Origin of the sequence: Galbibacter sp., from assembly GCF_035306585.1 — a bacterium.
Taxonomy (GTDB): domain Bacteria; phylum Bacteroidota; class Bacteroidia; order Flavobacteriales; family Flavobacteriaceae; genus Galbibacter.
In genome coordinates, this window is record NZ_DATGNU010000098.1 from 19,326 (window position 1) to 35,992 (window position 16,667).

Here is a 16,667-nt window from a genome sequence, read left to right on the forward strand (position 1 = left end):
TTATTTTTTTAGTAAGTCAGCTAATTTGTAATAAACGATCAGTAATCCACTTAGAGGTAAAACCAAATAGACTACAGCTAAGGGCATTCCCAGTGCCGGGGTTGTCTGTCCTAAAGTAAAACTGATGTATACCAACCGGAGACCACCGATCACTAACGCGAAGAGTGCAAATAAAAGCACAATGATATGTACAAATGTGGCTAAACGTTTTCTTGGTTTTTCTTTCAACTTTGACGGGAGGTAGTCGATGGCAACATGCATGTTCTTTCCAGAAACATAGGCTGCCCCTAGAATTCCCAACCAAATCATTAGATACCTCGATAATTCATCGGTAAATGAACTCGGTGAACCCGTTAAATAGCGGGTAAATACTTGCCATAAAACATTTATGACCATTAATGCCATAATGATTATCAGGGTTCTACTTAGAATTAAGTCAATTTTTTGACGAATTGTATTCATAATTATTTGGTGTTTTTGATTTGTTGGATCAGGGTATTTAATTCAGGATCAATTTGATATTGATCATAAATATTTTGAACAGCTTCAATAAAGGGCGCTTTATCTGGGTAATTAATCTGAACTCCCGCTTCTTTAACAGCATCTAAAGCCTCTTTTTCTGAGTTGGCCCACAGTTCTCTTTGATCCTCAACAGATCGGGTCGCGGCTTCTTGAAGCCATTTTTGTTCTTGAGGAGTTAACTTGTCCCATAGATGTGTTCCTACCACCAAAATATCGGGAAGCATCGTGTGCTCATCAATTGAGTAGTATTTACAGACTTCGTAATGTCTGGAAAGATAAAAACTTGGAGGATTGTTTTCGGCACCATCCACAACACCTTGTTGAAGTGCTGTATAGAGCTCTCCCCAAGCAATTGGAGTAGGGGAGCCTCCCAGACTTTGTACCATAGCCATAGAGGTAGCACTTTCCATAACTCTTATTTTTTGGCCTTTTAAATCTTCTGGGGTTTTTATGGGATGATCCTTTGTGTAAAAACTTCTGCTACCCGCATCGTAATAACACAAACCTTTTAGCCAAAATTGGGTGGCTTCATCCAATAATTCTTGTCCGATGGGACCGTCGAGCACCTTAAAAGAGTGTTCCCTATCTCTAAAAAGAAATGGTAGCCCAAATACTTTCATCTTTGGAGCAAAATTCTCCATAACTCCTGCAGAAACCTTAGTCATATCAAGGCTACCAATTTGAAGTAGTTCAAGGCACTCTCTTTCCGATCCTAATTGTTGATTCGGATAAATCTTAATGCTAAGTTGTCCATCGGATATTTCTTCCAAATCTTTGGCCATGATCTCCATAGCTTTATGAACCGAATGATTTATATCAAGCCCGTGAGCGAGCTTAATAACTTTGTGATCACTGTTTGGATTGCACGAGAGAATTGTTGTTAATGCAATTACAACGATTGAGATTTTCATTAAAAGCTTCATGATGGGTAGTTTGTTATTTTCAAGAGGATGATTCTTGAAAAGCTTTACGTTTAGTTTAACATTGGTTTTGGTGGATGATGTTCTTAGGGTTTTATAGAAGCTATGAATTTGAGGGTTTTATCGACCGTCTTTTTCAATGATTCAAAATCTTTATTTTTAATTAGTTCTTTGGTAATGAGTTGAGAACCCAACCCAACGCAACTCACTCCAGCATCGAACCACGATTTTAAGTTTTCCTGGGAAGTATCCACCCCACCTGTAGGCATGATACGAGTCCATGGACAAGGTCCTTTTATTGCTTTTACAAATTCAGCTCCATATACTGCCCCTGGAAATAGCTTTACAATATCACATCCGAGTTCCTCAGCTGTAGCAATCTCAGATAGCGAACCGCAGCCTGGGGACCACAATACTTTTCTTCGATTACATACCCTAGCAATATCTTCTCTAAATACTGGGGTTACAATAAATTGCGCTCCGAGTTGCATATAAAGGGAAGCTGCACCGGCGTCAGTTACCGAACCCACCCCTAGAATCAAGTTTGGACAATTTTTTTGACAGTATTTAACCAAGGTGGTAAATACCTCATGTGCCAAAGCTCCACGCGCTGTAAATTCAAATAATCGTGCCCCGCCTTGGTAGCATGCATCGACCACTTGACACATCAGCTCTACATCTGGATTGTAATATAAAGGAACCAATCCTGTTGTTTCCATGGCATTAAGAACTTCTATTCTAGTATATGTTTTCATCTTGATTTTTTTTTAAAATATCTAACGCTGTACTCTTCCCGTTGCATCACCCTCCATTAGATCCAGGACTTCCTTAGTACTTACTAAATTAGCATCACCATAAATGGTATGTTTTAAACAAGAAGCCGCTACGGCAAACTCTAAAGCCTTCTGATCTTCAAAGTGATTTAAACCGTAAATTAAAGCACCCATAAAGCCATCACCAGCGCCTATGCGATCTACAATATCTGTAATGTCGTAGGATTGTGATTTCAATAATTTTTCTCCGTCGAATAACACAGCGCTCCATTTATTGTGTAAAGCGCTAATGTTTTCCCGATGTGTAATGATTATTTTTTGTGCCACTGGAAAGCGTTGTTTTAATTTATCACAAAGCGACCTATTTAAGAGATCTATTGTGTCTCCTTCGGCTTGGATATCAAAGTACTGTCTTGAGGCGTAATCCCCCGCAAGGATAATATGGCAATGCGATACCATTTTCTCCATAACTTCTCCAGCTGATTTGCCATAGTTCCATAGATTTGCTCTGTAGTTAAAATCCGTGGAAATGGTTAACCCCATTTTATTAGCAATCTCAATAGCCTCTAGGCATACATCAGCAGCTCCCTGAGAAACTCCTGCCGTTATTCCAGACCAGTGAAACCAGGCTGCATCATGAAATACTTCTTCCCAATTAATCATCCCTGGTTTAATTTGTGAAAAACTTGAGTGTGCTCGATCATATATAATTTTGCTTCCACGTACAGAGGCACCTTTTTCTAAAAAATAAAGGCCAAGACGTTCTCCTTCTAATGGGATGTGCTTTGTTCCTATATGAAACTTTCGCATTTGCATTATAGCAGCCATTCCTAGGTCATTATTAGGCAAAACCGTGACCATTTCACAGTTCATTCCAAAATTTGCAGCTGAGGTGAGTACATTGAGTTCACTACCACCATAATCCGCATTAAATGCATTGGATTGCGATATGCGAAGGTGGCCTGTGGTAGAAAACCGAAGTAAAACTTCACCGAATGCAACGACTTTTTTCATAATTTGCTATGGGCGTATAATGATTATTTAAAATTAAAGTATTCTTTAGCGTTGTTATACGAGATATCCTCTATGATTTGTCCAATCCACGGGATATCATTGGGTAACTCACCTTGCTCGATTTCTTGGCCAAATAAATTACACAAGACTCTCCTAAAATACTCGTGCCTTGGAAAAGATAAAAAGCTTCGTGAATCCGTTAACATCCCTATAAAACAACTCACCAGTCCCATGTTGGAAAGGGCGTTTAGTTGTTTGGTCATGCCATCCTTTTGGTCTAAAAACCACCATCCTGATCCGAATTGTACTTTTCCTTTGACAGATCCGTCATTAAAATTCCCGATCATGGAAGCCATTACTTCATTATCAGCAGGATTGAGGTTATAGATAATGGTCTTTGTCAATTGATCTTCAAGATCCAGGCTATTTAAGAACCTTGACAGACTTTCGGCTTGTGGGTAATCCGCAATGGAATCCCAACCTGTATCAGGACCTAATTCTTTTAGCATCCTAGTGTTGTTGTTACGCAGGGCGCCTAGATGAAACTGTTGTACCCAACCGCGAGAATGGTATTCTTGCGATAAAAAGCGAAGTAAGGCCGTTTGGTATTTTAGGATTTCTTCGGCACTTAAGTTTTGTTTCTCTATTCTTTTATTAAATATTTTGGTCACCTCCGCCTCGTTGTAGGATATATAAGGGATATAATTTAAGCCGTGGTCAGAAACGCGACATCCATTTTCGTGAAAGTACTCTATGCGTTTTACAAGCGCATATTTTAGGTTTTGATAATTTTGTATGGCGACTCCTGAAGCCTCTTCTACAGATCTTAAATACCCTATAAATCCTTGGTGATCGATAAAAATAGCCTTATCTGGGCGGAAAGAGGTGCTTATATGCGTTTTGAAATCCGATGTGGCTAACTCCTTATGATATTCCAAAGAATCCGTGGGATCCTCCGTAGTACATACAACCTCGACATTCATCTTTTTTAAGATCCCTTGCGTACTGAAGGCTGTGGTGTTTAACTGCAGTGAAGCTTGATCATAAATCTCTGATGCAGTTTTAGGACTAAGCAACTGATCGATTCCAAAATACCTTGAAAGCTCCAACTGTGTCCAGTGATATAAAGGGTTTCTAAGGGTATAGGGGACCGTTTGTGCCCATTTTTCAAATTTTTCTTTATCGCTTGCGCCTCCGGTGATATATTTTTCCTGGATTCCGAGTGTTCGCATAGCTCTCCACTTATAGTGGTCGCCATAGATCCAGGCTTGAGTGATATTTTCAAAAACCTTATTCTCTGCAATTTCTTTTGGAGGTAAATGACAATGGTAATCAATTATTGGCATTTTGCTCGCATGATCGTGATACAACTCCTGGGCATACTTGTTGCTCAACAAGAAATTTTCATGTATAAAGGTGTCGTTTTTCATTAATTTTCGTTTAAAGGTTTTCCGATTGTGGCAAGGATTCCACCATCGACATAAATGACTTGTCCATTGACAAATTTACTTGCCTCTGAGGCCAGAAATACCGCAGTACCTGCAAGATCTTCAGGATCTCCCCAACGCGCAGCTGGTGTACGGCTAATGATAAATTCGTTAAATGGATTTCCATCTACACGAATAGGGGCGGTTTGTGAGGTAGCAAAATAACCTGGACCAATACCATTGACTTGTATATTGTACTTAGCCCATTCGGTGGCCAGATTTTGGGTAAGCATTTTAAGCCCACCTTTGGCAGCAGCATAGGCTGATACGCTATTTCTTCCAAGCTCGCTCATCATAGAACATATATTGATGATTTTGCCCCCGCCTTTTTCGATCATATCCTTCACAACAAGTTGTGACATGATAAAGGCTCCAACAAGGTCAACATCGATCACTCTTCTAAAGTCCGACACTTTCATATCAATGGCTAACTCACGTTTAATGATTCCTGCATTGTTGACTAAAATGTCAATGGTGCCGTGGTTTGTGTTAATTTCTTTTACTTTTCTAGCAGCTTCTTCCTCATCTGTGATATCAAAGATATATCCCGAGGCGGTATATCCTTTATTATGATAATGCGCAAGGGCTTTTTCAAGTTTTTCAGGAGTGGTACTACTGATCACTAATTCGGCTCCCGCTTCGGCTAAACCTTCTGCCATAGCCATTCCTAATCCATGAGTTCCTCCTGTTACAAGAGCACGTTTCCCTTTTAAATCAAATAGTTTCATTTTCAATTTATTTTAATTCATTTGGGGCGACTCCATCCATATCCCCATAATCTAAATTCTCACCAGCCATACCCCATATAAAGGAATAACTTGCGGTTCCAGCACCGGAGTGAATGGACCACTCAGGGGATAAAACTGCTTGGTGGTTTTGCATAAAAATGTGTCTGGTATGTTGCGGTTCACCCATAAAGTGACAAACGGTTTGCCCTTCTTCGAGGTCAAAATAAAAATAAGCCTCCATCCGTCTATTGTGGGTATGTGCAGGCATGGTATTCCAAACATTACCAGGTTGGAGTTCTGTGAGACCCATTTGTAATTGACAGGTCTCAACAATGCTGTTTACAATTAATTTATTTAAAATTCTTTTATTGGCGTATTTATCATCCCCCAAATTAATAATTTCAGCATCCTCTCGCCCCACTTTTTTAGTTGTAAACCTGTGGTGGGCAGGAGCGGAGTTGATATAAAATAAGGCTTGTTCATCTCCATTTGACTCAAAGATGACCTCTTTGGATTCCTTGGCGATATAGAGCGCTTCTTTTTTTTCTAACGAAAACACTTCTCCATCCACCTTTACCGTACCCGATCCTCCAACATTGATAACACCTAACTCTCTTCGCTCCAAAAAATAGGACGATTTTAAATGGTCAAAGGTTTCTAATTTAAGCGCTTTATTTACGGGCATCACTCCTCCGACGATATAGCGATCATACATGGAGTAGGTGAGGTGAATTTGATCGGCACTAAAAATGGGGTCAAGTAAAAAATGTGATCTTAATTCATCCGTTCCGTAGCTTCTCGCATCCACAGGATGGCTAGCGTATCTAAAGTCTATCTTCATCATAATATTTTGTTTTATGTAATCGATTACACAAATATAAATTAATTTTTCAAATATTGGCAATAATCAAAAAAAACTTCTTATTTAATTTGTGTTTCATAGTTTTTTTGGTAAAAATGTTTGATTTTATACAGTTTATTGTCTTTTTATTGTATTGAGTATACCAAATTCTAATCCTCGTAATTCCGCCAAACCTCTTAGTCTCCCAATAGCCGAATAACCTGGATTAGTCTTTTTATTTAGATCATCGAGCATTTTATGGCCATGATCAGGGCGAATCGGAATACTGACTTGTTGACCATTTTGCTCCCTTCTTCTTAATACCTCCTTTATGAGTGCCTCTACCACGCCATACATATCCACATCACCTTCTAAATGATTGGCCTCGTAGAAATTTCCAGCGTCATCTCTTTGGGTGCTTCTTAGGTGTGCAAAGTGAATGCGTTTTGAAAGTTTGTTAATCATTGCAACTAGGTCATTATCGCCTCGAACACCAAAGGATCCTGTACAGAAAGTCAAACCATTATTTGGACTATCTACCGCTTGATAGATTTCTTGTATGTCCTCAAGAGTGCTCACTATTCTTGGTAACCCTAAAATTGGATAGGGTGGGTCATCTGGGTGAATACACATGCGTACATTAGATTGCTCTGCAACAGGAACAACTTGCTGAAGAAAGTAAAATAAGTGCGATTTTAATTTTTTCTCATCTACCTCCTTGTAGGTATCAAGTATGCTATTAAAATCATCTAAAGTGTAGCCCTCCTCAGCGCCAGGTAATCCAGCGATTATATTGTTGACTAATTGCTTCTTTTGTGACGCATCGCAAGATTCTAAATACGCTAAGGCTAGCTTTTGCTCATCCTCGGTATATACCATCTCAGCCCCGGGCCTTTTTAAAAGATAGAGCTCAAAGGCAGCAAAGGCAATTCTATCAAAACGAAGCGCAGTAGAGCCATCTTCGAGTTTATAATCTAAGTCCGTGCGTGTCCAATCTAGAACAGGCATAAAATTATAACACAGGATGTGGATTCCACATTGACCAAGGTTTTTGATAGTTTGTTTATAATTGGCGATGTATTTTTGGAAATCGCTACCTTGAATTTTAATCGACTCATGAACCGGTACGCTTTCCACTACCGCCCAGCGAAGTCCTTTTTGCTCGATGAGGTGTTTTCGCTTCTCGATTTCACTTACTTGCCAAACTTCCCCATTCGGGATATGGTGTAGGGCAGTGACTACTGCGGTGGCACCAGCTTGCTTAATATCATCTAAGCTAACAGGGTCATTGGGCCCATACCACCGCCATGTTTTTTCAAATACTGTATCTTCTGTATTCATTTTATTTTTTTTAAACTCCGCTAAAGGCGCTAAATCCTCCGTCTATAGGGATAATTACTCCCGTTACAAAACTAGCTTGATCACTTACGAGCCAATTCACAACTCCTTGAAGCTCCTCAGGTTTTCCGAACCGTTTCATAGGGGTCTGGGCTACAATGGTTTTTCCTCGTTCTGTTAAACTACCATCCTCATTAAGTAATAAGGCTCTGTTTTGTTCTCCAATAAAAAAACCAGGTGCTATGGCATTGACCCTGATACCTTCGCCGAACTTTAATGCCATCTCCACAGATAACCACTTTGTAAAGTTATCCACTCCAGCTTTGCTAGCCGAATACCCTACAATCCTAGTAATTGCTTGTTGTGCAGACATGGAAGAAATATTGAGGATACTTCCTTTTCTTTGCTTAGCCATGGATTTTCCAAAAACAAAGGTGGGTAGTAGTGTACCTTTTAAGTTTAATTGAGTGACTTTGTCAAAATCCTCAAAGGAAAGATCAAAGAAGTTGTCTGTATCAGCGATAGTGGCACCTTTAAGATTTCCTCCAGCGGCGTTGATCAAAATGTCGATTTTGCCCCATTTCTTTAAAATGGTTTCATTTGCGCGTTCCAGACTTTCTTGGTCTAACACATCAGCAATCAATGCTATGGATTGCCCTGCTGATTGTTCTATTTGCGCAACACGAGTTTCAACTTTATGTGCGGTCCTTCCTAGTATGGCAATTTTAACTCCTTGAGCCGCTAACCCCATGGCAATCGCTCCTCCTAGTACTCCATTCCCGCCTGTTATAATGGCAACTTTATCTTTTAATCTCATGTGTTTATTTCTTATTTAAAAAGTCCTCTCGTAAAGGGTTAAAAACATCCAAGAGTACCCCAGCCTCAATGCAAACGGCTTCGTGGACAAGTTCAGGAGCTACCAAAAAAGTGTCCCCGGCCTCAAGACGCTGTTTGTGACCATCTATAGTAATTTCAAACACGCCTGAAACCACGTATGAACTTTGGGTATGGGGGTGGTGGTGCGACACCCCTACTGCCCCTTTTTCAAATCTTACCTTAACCATCATAATTTGGTCGTTATACCCTGTTATTTGTCTGCTTATGCCTTCTGATACGGTTTCCCAGTCATTTTTGTTTGTTAAAAAAAAGGCTGTATTCTTATTCATAAATCTATTATCTGTTATATGGTTGGTTCCCAGCCTTCTTGGTAGGTTCTTCCCCAAAGTTTCATGGCAGCAGGGTCTTGGAATCGCCCAGTGTTTTGATCTACTTTAAATCCTTTGCCTATTCTATAAGCGATGTTGGTATAGTGAACTAAGGCCATGCTGATGTTAGCATCATCTATGGGTGCATTTAACTTTTGTTTTCCACGGATGGTTTCAAAGAAGTTCACCATATGATCTGTAGAAATGTCACCGCCACCCCCTAGAGCAGTTCCTGATTCTGAATTTGCAGCATTGTATTCTTTAACAATTTTGCCATAACGGTCGTAAACCACATATCTTCCTCGATCGACAAAAACACTTCCTTCGGTACCATAAATGATCGTTCCACGTCCTGCGCCATAGGTCTGATAGCCATTTCTACTTTGTCCATCCCATTGGATCACCTTCTTTTCCGGAAATTCAAAGGTTGCTAGAATGGAATCATACATTTCCCAGCCATCATCTACAAAATGACGTTTGTCCGCCTTGACAAAGGCGTAGTTCGGATAATGAACATCCAATGCCCAACGTGCAATATCCAGCTCATGTGTCGCATTATTTCCGGCCTCAGCGGTTCCATAATTCCAACCATACCAGTGCCAATTGTAATCCCAAGTTTCTGAAGTATACTCACGATGGATTGCAGGTCCTTGCCATAATTCCCAATCCAGCCCCGTAGGAATAGGTGCTTTTTGTTGTTTGGGGACTTCACCTCTAGAATTGCTATAGAATGCAAGTGCTTTATAAGCATTACCAATTAAGCCATGATGAATTTCATTAATGATCTCTATCGTATGTGGGGCAGATCGCTGTTGATTTCCCATTTGAACTACTTTATCATATTTTTTGGCTGCTTCCACTAATAGTTCATTTTCATTCATATTGTGGCTTGAAGGCTTTTCAACATAAACGTGCTTTCCTCCTTTAAGCGCCATAATCGAACCTGGGGTATGCCAATGATCTGGTGTAGCGTTAATAAGAACATCTACCTTCTTATCATCAATCACCTTCCTAATATCATTCTCTGGAGTTGGCTTGTAATCCAGCAATTTAGAGACATTTTCCATGGCTCTTGTTCTTTGATGCTCCATAACATCGCATAAATAACTAAGACGGACATTGCTTTGTTTGCGAGCAATCGGCTCGTAGAAAGCGCCGACACGTCTTCCTAAACCTGCAATAGCCACATTTAAACGATCGTTTGCACCTATGATATTTCTGTAACTACTTGCTGGCATGGCCATGGCAGATCCACCAAGGGCCACTGCTGTACTACCTAAAATGGTGTTTTTTATGAATTTCCTTCTATTTGTCATGGTATATTATTTTGATGTTTTGATTTTGATATTTTTAAAAGACACTCTATTGCCGTGGTCTTGTAAAAGTATATTTCCAGTTTCTAAGACACCAAAATCTGGCCAGTCTTTGTATTTACTCTCCGCAACCAACTTTTGAAACTCTTCACTAAAGCGATCAAATTCTAGAACTTTCATTCCATTGAGCCAGTGCTCCACTTTACCATCTTTGGATACAATATAAGCCGTATTCCAGCTTCCTATTTCATTGGCTGGTTTGCGTGGATCAGCTTTGATTAAATCGTATAATGAAGCGAGCGTCCTACTACCTTGGTGATTCCCCAATTTTGCATCTGGATGTCTGAGGTCATCTAAGATTTGATACTCCAATCCAATAGCGGAACCAGTTCCTTTATTAAGGTCGGTATCCACATAGTATTTAATACCGCTGTTCGCGCCTTTGGTTATTTTAAAATCTACTTTAAGCTCAAAATCCCCGTATGTTTCTACTGTGACGATATCACCACCAGCAGCAGATTCTTTACCTTCGCTCTCCAGAACGGTTAACTCACCATTTTCAATAACCCAACCTTGCTCAGGAAAACTTTCCAATTTAGCGCCTCTCCATCCCTTGGTAGATGTACCATCCCAAAGTAATTCCCAACCATCGTTTTGTTCGCTAATGGTCAATCGGTTTTTAGTTCCAACCGGAGTTAATGGGCTTTTTCTTGTGTATTTTTGAAGGCTATCTGTAAGAATATTGATATTTCGCCAGTGAATTTCTGTGCCCTCTTTGGCATCTTTTCCAATGCTATGAACTTGAAGAGCAATAAAACCTGAACTAGTTTTGTCATCAATTAGAAAGGAAGCGGGGACATCGTTGATCCATGTTTTAATGGTATCTCCAATGGCTTCGATCCTGTAATGGTTCCATTGTCCTTGTTTAAAGGCATCTTGTGCGGCCTTGTTATCTGTAAGTGGGACAAGCCAACCACGACGTGCTTCATCATAAATTCCAGCACTCCAAGCACGATCAGAGGGATCAATTTCAATTTGATATCCATGAACACGTCCATTTTGATAGGTCGGAGTACTATTGCTGCGAATTTGAATTCCAGAATTCATTGTCGAGTCTACTTTGTATTCTAATTCTAATATAAAATCATCATACATTTTTTCGGTAGCCATAAATGAATTTGGTGTATTATGTACAGTAGCCCCAATGATGGATTCATTTTCGACTCTGTAGTTTGCCTTTCCACCGATTTGAGTCCATCCACTTAGGTCCTTTCCATTGAATAAAGGTTCCCAAGGTATAGGGTCACTCTGAGGTTCACAAGACCCTAGAAGAGCAAGGGTACAAATACTAAGACTGCGTAGTTTGATGTTCTTTACTGTAGTTTTCATGTTTTTATATTATTAGCAGGATTATTCTTTTCTATATGGATGTGTGTACGTACACGTTTTATTCTAAATTCTGATTCTCTTGGTTTTTCTAACCTTACCCCTAATGGGTTCTCAAATCTAGTTTGTACATTTTACAAAATATACTAGACAATGTTAAATTATTTATAGCAAGGTAGTTAAGTATTTCATTCATGGTTGGTTAATTAATCAAAAGTTGTACTGAAAGTTATTACGGTAATATTTTAGATTTTCTTGGGTTATGATATCCAGGGGAAGATAAATATCCTCGGCAACCGCTTGACCTAATACCAAATGTTTATAAAAGCTCGACAGGGCAAAGTATCCTTGATTCTCGGGTCGTTGTCCGATAAGATAGTTAATGGTCCCTTTTTCTAAGTACTTAATATTGTTAGGAATAAGGTCATTTCCAACCATTTTTAAATTTGAAAACTCTTCTGCCCGTTGATCGATAAAAGCAGCCACATAGTGGATCATGGAGCTAGGAACAAATACTCCAGCAGTGGTGCCCTTTAAGCCGACGGCTTTTTCTATGGCCTTTTGCATATCAAGTGATCCAACTTGAATATGTGACTCATTTAAGGATATTTGATCCATAAAGTCACTATTGGTGATGTAATCCTTAAAACCTTCAATTCTTTGCTGTAAGGTGCTGTTGTAATTTTCATTATTCTTAATCGAAATAATAGAAATCGATCCTTTTAAGTTGATCTCCGTGCATAATAACTTGGCTGCAAGTCTACCACTTTGAAAAGCATCCTGCCCAATAAAACTTAAGGGTTCACTATTTTGAATCAGGGAATCAATAAGAACAAAAGGGATGTTGGCTTCCTTTAGTTTTTTAGTTAATTTTAAAGCCTCGAAGTTAATAACAGGGGCTAAAATAACCCCATCTGGTTCATCCTTTAAAAGTTCATCAGCTGCATTATTAAAGGAGGCGATAGCGTTTTGATCAAAGTATAGTAGTTCTAATTTAATGCCAAATTGATGCAGATTCGTAGCAGCACTTTGCATACCTTTAACAGGCATTTCCCAGTATTGTCCTTGGCTAAATTGTGGAACTAGGGCATAAATGCGATATTGTTTATTCAATACTAAGCCACGCGCATAGATATTTGGCGTGTAATTCACTTTTTCAATGATCTCTAGGATCTTTTTTTCCGTTTGCTTGGAAACTTTTCCTCTTTTGTGAATCACCCGATCAACTGTGCCTAAGGATACATTGGCTAGTTTGGCTATTTCTTTAATTGTCAATGTTTTGGTTTTGATTGCTTACCAAATATACAATTAAATTTAAAAATAAGGTACGTACACGCTAATTTAACACTTCTATATTTTCTCGGTTATAACAGCAATTTTAGCGCCTGTTGAATCGGTGCAGAAAAACACATAATCGGTACCACCATCTTTAATTTTAAGTTGCGATCTGAGTTTATCCACTTTCAAAGGGAAGTTTCTGGTAGTGATATTGGCTTTATCTAGCGCTTTTAACTTCTTTAGGCCTTGTTTATTATATGGTAGAACCTGCTTTATTAAAAATCGTCTTCCTGGAAATTCGATTGCGCTGTCACTGGTGTATAAATGAGTGCTTGCATGCAATTTTTTTAGATTGTAGTGCACCGATACCATATGAAAGCCTCCACTTTTTAGAATGGCTGAATTTGGTTCATATAAATAGGTCAGGGGTTGGCTGTATATTGCTTGTATTTGTTGCTCTTGGGTGTATTCGAAGATAAATTCATCGATCGTATTGTCTTTAATATTAACAGCTTTAATTTTGGTGTTTGAAGTTCTGCTTGAGATTAGAAGTAACATCTCTTTAACCTGATTATCTACAGCTACTATATGGATTTCATTGATATTGGGTACATCTGCGATGGCCTTACTTATATCCACAAGAGGGGATACTTTAACCAGTACTGTGGAGGCTTTCTTTAACAATCGCTCGTGTAATTCAGTAATATCAGGAGTGCAATCTTGCAGCAAGAATACCTTCTTTTTAGTGTGATCCCTTCTTGAGGGGTCTAGGTAAATACAGTCAGCCTTATTCGCATGCTCTAAAAACTTCATTCCGTCTACAGCTTGGCAACTAATATTATGCTGCTTTAGCACTTTAAAATTGTGCTGCGCAATTTGTGATAGCTCATGATTGATCTCACAATGGATAACCTCCTTAAAATACTTAGCAAAGTAGTAGGAGTCCACCCCAAAACCTCCAGTGAGATCGAAAAGGGTATTACCTTGAATTAAACTGCTCTTATATAGCGCTGTATTTTCTGAGGAGGTCTGTTCTATGCTTAATTTTGTCGGGTAGTAAATACTAGGAGTTTTAAACCACGTTGGCAGCTTTTTTTTGGACTTTAATTTAGCTTGAATTTGCTCAGCTATAATTTTAGTGTCCACGCCTTCGATTTCTGGGTGTTTAAGTAAAAGTGACGAAATGTCAGTTCTTAAATTTTCGTTTATAAATTTCTGTACCCCAGTATTTAATACATCTTTATTCAAAGCAATACTATAACTAAATTAAGTTTGTTTATTTATAATCGGTTCGGTTATATTTTGGTGGTTTAAATCCTTTTACTCATTCTTTTTACGCCACTTTTTTACGTTTTTTTATCCTGCTACCTTTTAGAATTAGGGGGCATATTCTTGGTATAAATTGGTGAGTTCGTAAAGTGCAATACTGGTAGCTTGAGCGATATTCATACTGCTGTTCTTACCAAACATAGGGATGTGATAACTTTGTTCTACTACATTCAATGCACTAGCACTTACCCCATAATTTTCGTTTCCGATAAATAAATAGGTTGGAAGTTCTGGTAGAATGTTTAGCTTTTGAATAGCCTTACTGGTATTGGTTATCTCTAAGGCTATGGTGTTACTTTCTTTTAGATTCTTTATAAATGGTAATTGTTCCAAGGTAGGGATAAACTCATATGCTACATATTTATGTGTTGATCGCGAGGTCTTCTCAGTTCTTCGATTAAATTCGAATTCCGATTGTAAGAAATAAATCTTTTGAACACCAAAAGCATCGGCTAATCGAAATATGGATCCAATATTGGCCGCACCAGTGAGTTGATCACAAACTAGTGTAATTGGATGTTGTTTGGGGGTAAATGCAATATGATGATGCGTGAGTTGTTGTTGCTCCATTTTTTAGTTTTTAAACACATAAGAAATGATGTTAGCCCCCATTTTTAAGGCTTTTATGCGGATTTCTTCTGGGTCGTTATGTACTTGTTGATTCTCCCAGCCATCCCCTAGATCTGATTCAAATGTAAATAACAACACCAGGCGATTGTTGTTTATAATACCAAAAGCTTGCGGTCTTTTTCCATCGTGCTCGTGGATTTTTGGAAGTCCATTAGGAAAGTCAAAGGGTTCACGAAATATGGGGTGGGTAGCTGGTAGTTCTACAAGTTGATTGTCTGGAAATATCTTTGGAAGCTGCTTTTTGAAATAATCAAACATTCCATAATTGTCGTCGACATGTAAAAAGCCGCCAGATAATAAGTATTGTTGTAGGTTTTTGGCCTCCTGGGCATTAAAGTGCACATTACCATGGCCAGTCATATGAATAAAGGGGTATTGAAATAGATCGCTACTACCTGGCGCTACTGTAGCTGGCTTGGGATCCATGCTGCTGCCAATTTCCGTATTGCAAAATGCAATAAGATTTTCTAGGGAAGTTGGATTAGCGTACCAATCACCTCCGCCACGATATTTTAGAATTGCGATCTGTTGGCCTTGTAGCTGGGCAGTTAGAAAAATAAGAAGACCGAATATTAAGGTGTTTTTCATGGATGCGATTTGAAGCAAATTTACATAATTTTTAAAAGGGGTTAAATCATTGTAAATAATCAATTTAGTGCTAAATTGATATTGTTTAAATCCCTAATGGAATAAAACAAAAAAGATGATAGAAACCAATTCCTATCATCCTTTTAATAATTTTTAGTTCGCCTTTTATTTATTTGAATCCAATTTCTTTAAGACCTTTGTGGCTTATATTGATGGCCTCAATCGGAGTTTCATTAAAAGTCATATCTTGCTCAACCATGTAATACTCCATGCCAGATAGTTCCTTTTTGGCTAGAATTCTTTCAAAATCAATAGTTCCTTCACCCACTGGAGCAAATTTTCCTTCTTCGTCCATGTCCTTCACATGCCATAGTTTGAAACGGCCTGGGTATTCCTCAAAATAAGCAACAGGATCCGCACCTGCTTTGGTTACCCAAAAGAGATCCATTTGAAAATTGACATATTTTGGATCGGTGTTTTCAAGAAAATATTCAATTGGTACAATGTCGTTTTCATTCGGCATGAATTCAAAATCGTGGTTGTGGTAGAGTAGTTGTAAACCAGCGTCAGCACATTTTTTACCTACTGTATTTAAAAAATCCACTACAAAATCCAAATCAGGATCCATTCCCATAGTTTGCGTCTGGGTGTTGAACTTAAAATGGCCCATTGGTGGAACTGGAATCACGAAATACTTAAAGCCTGCAGCCTTTGCTGCTGCGATTTCTTGATCCGCATTATCCAGTGTAGCACTGGATTGGTGGGTACTGATCAAGGACAACCCTTTTGAGGCTGCAAGTTTTTTAAAATCTTCAGGACTCATCCCATAGTATTTCCCATCTTTGTATCCGGCAGCTTCAAGGTTTTTATACCCAGCTTTGGCTACCTCTTCCAAGGTGCCATCCACATCCTTACCCATATCTTCGCGTAAGGTGTATAGTGCAATGCCACCAAATTGATCTTGTGTTGATGGGGTGGTCTGTTGGGTTGTAGTTACCGTAGTTTCGGATTTTTTTTCTGTTTTCTCCTTACAAGATATAACAGTTGTGATAGCCAACACCATGGCGATGGCTGTAAGATTTTTTAGAATTGTTTTTTTCATGTTGAAATTGGATAATAGTTAGTACTTTCAAAAGTAGGGAAATTGAAGCACACTAAAGCAAAGCCGTAGCATTTAATTTAGCTCGTTGTTTATTTTGCACTGTATAAATCTGTAGTCAGGCCAAAATTTATGCACCAAATGAACTACGAGTAACTTGTAAACATTCTAAAGAATTGAATGTTGAAAAAATACTCGTTTTAAGGCTTTCGAATT

17 protein-coding genes are annotated in these 16,667 nt (G+C 38.8%); all 17 read right to left on the minus strand.

Annotated features, from left to right (window positions below):
• The 17 genes from VKY50_RS09370 to VKY50_RS09450 all read right to left on the minus strand — a co-directional run bounded on the left by VKY50_RS09370 (window position 1) and on the right by VKY50_RS09450 (window position 16,454).
• Window positions 1-462, minus strand: coding sequence for a TRAP transporter small permease (locus tag VKY50_RS09370; protein ID WP_324301164.1), 462 nt, complete (start codon window positions 460-462; stop codon window positions 1-3).
• 2 nt (window positions 463-464) lie between these two features.
• On the minus strand, window positions 465-1,445 hold the full coding sequence (locus tag VKY50_RS09375) for a TRAP transporter substrate-binding protein (protein WP_324301166.1): 981 nt from the start codon (window positions 1,443-1,445) through the stop codon (window positions 465-467).
• An 83-nt stretch (window positions 1,446-1,528) separates the two neighbouring features.
• A complete protein-coding gene (locus VKY50_RS09380) occupies window positions 1,529-2,197 on the minus strand; it encodes a bifunctional 4-hydroxy-2-oxoglutarate aldolase/2-dehydro-3-deoxy-phosphogluconate aldolase (protein ID WP_324301168.1) in 669 nt (222 codons plus the stop codon).
• A gap of 21 nt (window positions 2,198-2,218) precedes the next feature.
• On the minus strand, window positions 2,219-3,229 hold the full coding sequence (locus VKY50_RS09385; RefSeq protein ID WP_324301170.1) for a sugar kinase: 1,011 nt from the start codon (window positions 3,227-3,229) through the stop codon (window positions 2,219-2,221).
• Between the two features lie 23 nt (window positions 3,230-3,252).
• Window positions 3,253-4,659 carry a glucuronate isomerase gene (gene uxaC, locus VKY50_RS09390; protein WP_324301172.1) on the minus strand — a complete coding sequence of 469 codons (1,407 nt, stop codon included), beginning with the start codon at window positions 4,657-4,659 and terminating at the stop codon, window positions 3,253-3,255.
• A complete protein-coding gene (locus tag VKY50_RS09395) occupies window positions 4,659-5,444 on the minus strand; it encodes a gluconate 5-dehydrogenase (protein ID WP_324301174.1) in 786 nt (261 codons plus the stop codon). Before VKY50_RS09395 ends, uxaC begins: the two co-directional genes overlap by 1 nt.
• A 7-nt stretch (window positions 5,445-5,451) precedes the next feature.
• Entirely contained in the window at window positions 5,452-6,288 is an 837-nt protein-coding gene (kduI, locus tag VKY50_RS09400; protein ID WP_324301176.1) for a 5-dehydro-4-deoxy-D-glucuronate isomerase, read from the minus strand.
• Between the two features lie 132 nt (window positions 6,289-6,420).
• Window positions 6,421-7,626, minus strand: coding sequence for a mannonate dehydratase (uxuA, locus tag VKY50_RS09405; RefSeq protein ID WP_324301178.1), 1,206 nt, complete (start codon window positions 7,624-7,626; stop codon window positions 6,421-6,423).
• Window positions 7,627-7,636: 10 nt separating this feature from the next.
• Window positions 7,637-8,440 carry an SDR family oxidoreductase gene (locus VKY50_RS09410; protein WP_324301180.1) on the minus strand — a complete coding sequence of 268 codons (804 nt, stop codon included), beginning with the start codon at window positions 8,438-8,440 and terminating at the stop codon, window positions 7,637-7,639.
• Window positions 8,441-8,444: 4 nt separating this feature from the next.
• Window positions 8,445-8,789, minus strand: coding sequence for a cupin domain-containing protein (locus VKY50_RS09415; RefSeq protein ID WP_324301182.1), 345 nt, complete (start codon window positions 8,787-8,789; stop codon window positions 8,445-8,447).
• A gap of 14 nt (window positions 8,790-8,803) precedes the next feature.
• Complete coding sequence (locus tag VKY50_RS09420) at window positions 8,804-10,144, minus strand: Gfo/Idh/MocA family protein (RefSeq protein ID WP_324301185.1); 1,341 nt, start codon at window positions 10,142-10,144, stop codon at window positions 8,804-8,806.
• A gap of 6 nt (window positions 10,145-10,150) precedes the next feature.
• Window positions 10,151-11,530, minus strand: coding sequence for a 3-keto-disaccharide hydrolase (locus tag VKY50_RS09425; protein ID WP_324301187.1), 1,380 nt, complete (start codon window positions 11,528-11,530; stop codon window positions 10,151-10,153).
• Window positions 11,531-11,737: 207 nt separating this feature from the next.
• Window positions 11,738-12,802: a LacI family DNA-binding transcriptional regulator gene (locus tag VKY50_RS09430; RefSeq protein ID WP_324301189.1), complete on the minus strand. Its 1,065-nt coding sequence runs from the start codon at window positions 12,800-12,802 to the stop codon at window positions 11,738-11,740.
• Between the two features lie 75 nt (window positions 12,803-12,877).
• Window positions 12,878-14,053, minus strand: coding sequence for a THUMP-like domain-containing protein (locus tag VKY50_RS09435; protein ID WP_324301190.1), 1,176 nt, complete (start codon window positions 14,051-14,053; stop codon window positions 12,878-12,880).
• A gap of 129 nt (window positions 14,054-14,182) precedes the next feature.
• Entirely contained in the window at window positions 14,183-14,704 is a 522-nt protein-coding gene (locus VKY50_RS09440; RefSeq protein ID WP_324301193.1) for a TrmH family RNA methyltransferase, read from the minus strand.
• Window positions 14,705-14,707: 3 nt separating this feature from the next.
• Window positions 14,708-15,352, minus strand: a complete 645-nt coding sequence (locus tag VKY50_RS09445) for a DUF4159 domain-containing protein (RefSeq protein ID WP_324301195.1) — start codon at window positions 15,350-15,352, stop codon at window positions 14,708-14,710.
• A gap of 169 nt (window positions 15,353-15,521) precedes the next feature.
• A complete protein-coding gene (locus VKY50_RS09450) occupies window positions 15,522-16,454 on the minus strand; it encodes a sugar phosphate isomerase/epimerase family protein (RefSeq protein WP_324301196.1) in 933 nt (310 codons plus the stop codon).
• Between the last annotated feature and the right edge of the window lie 213 nt (window positions 16,455-16,667).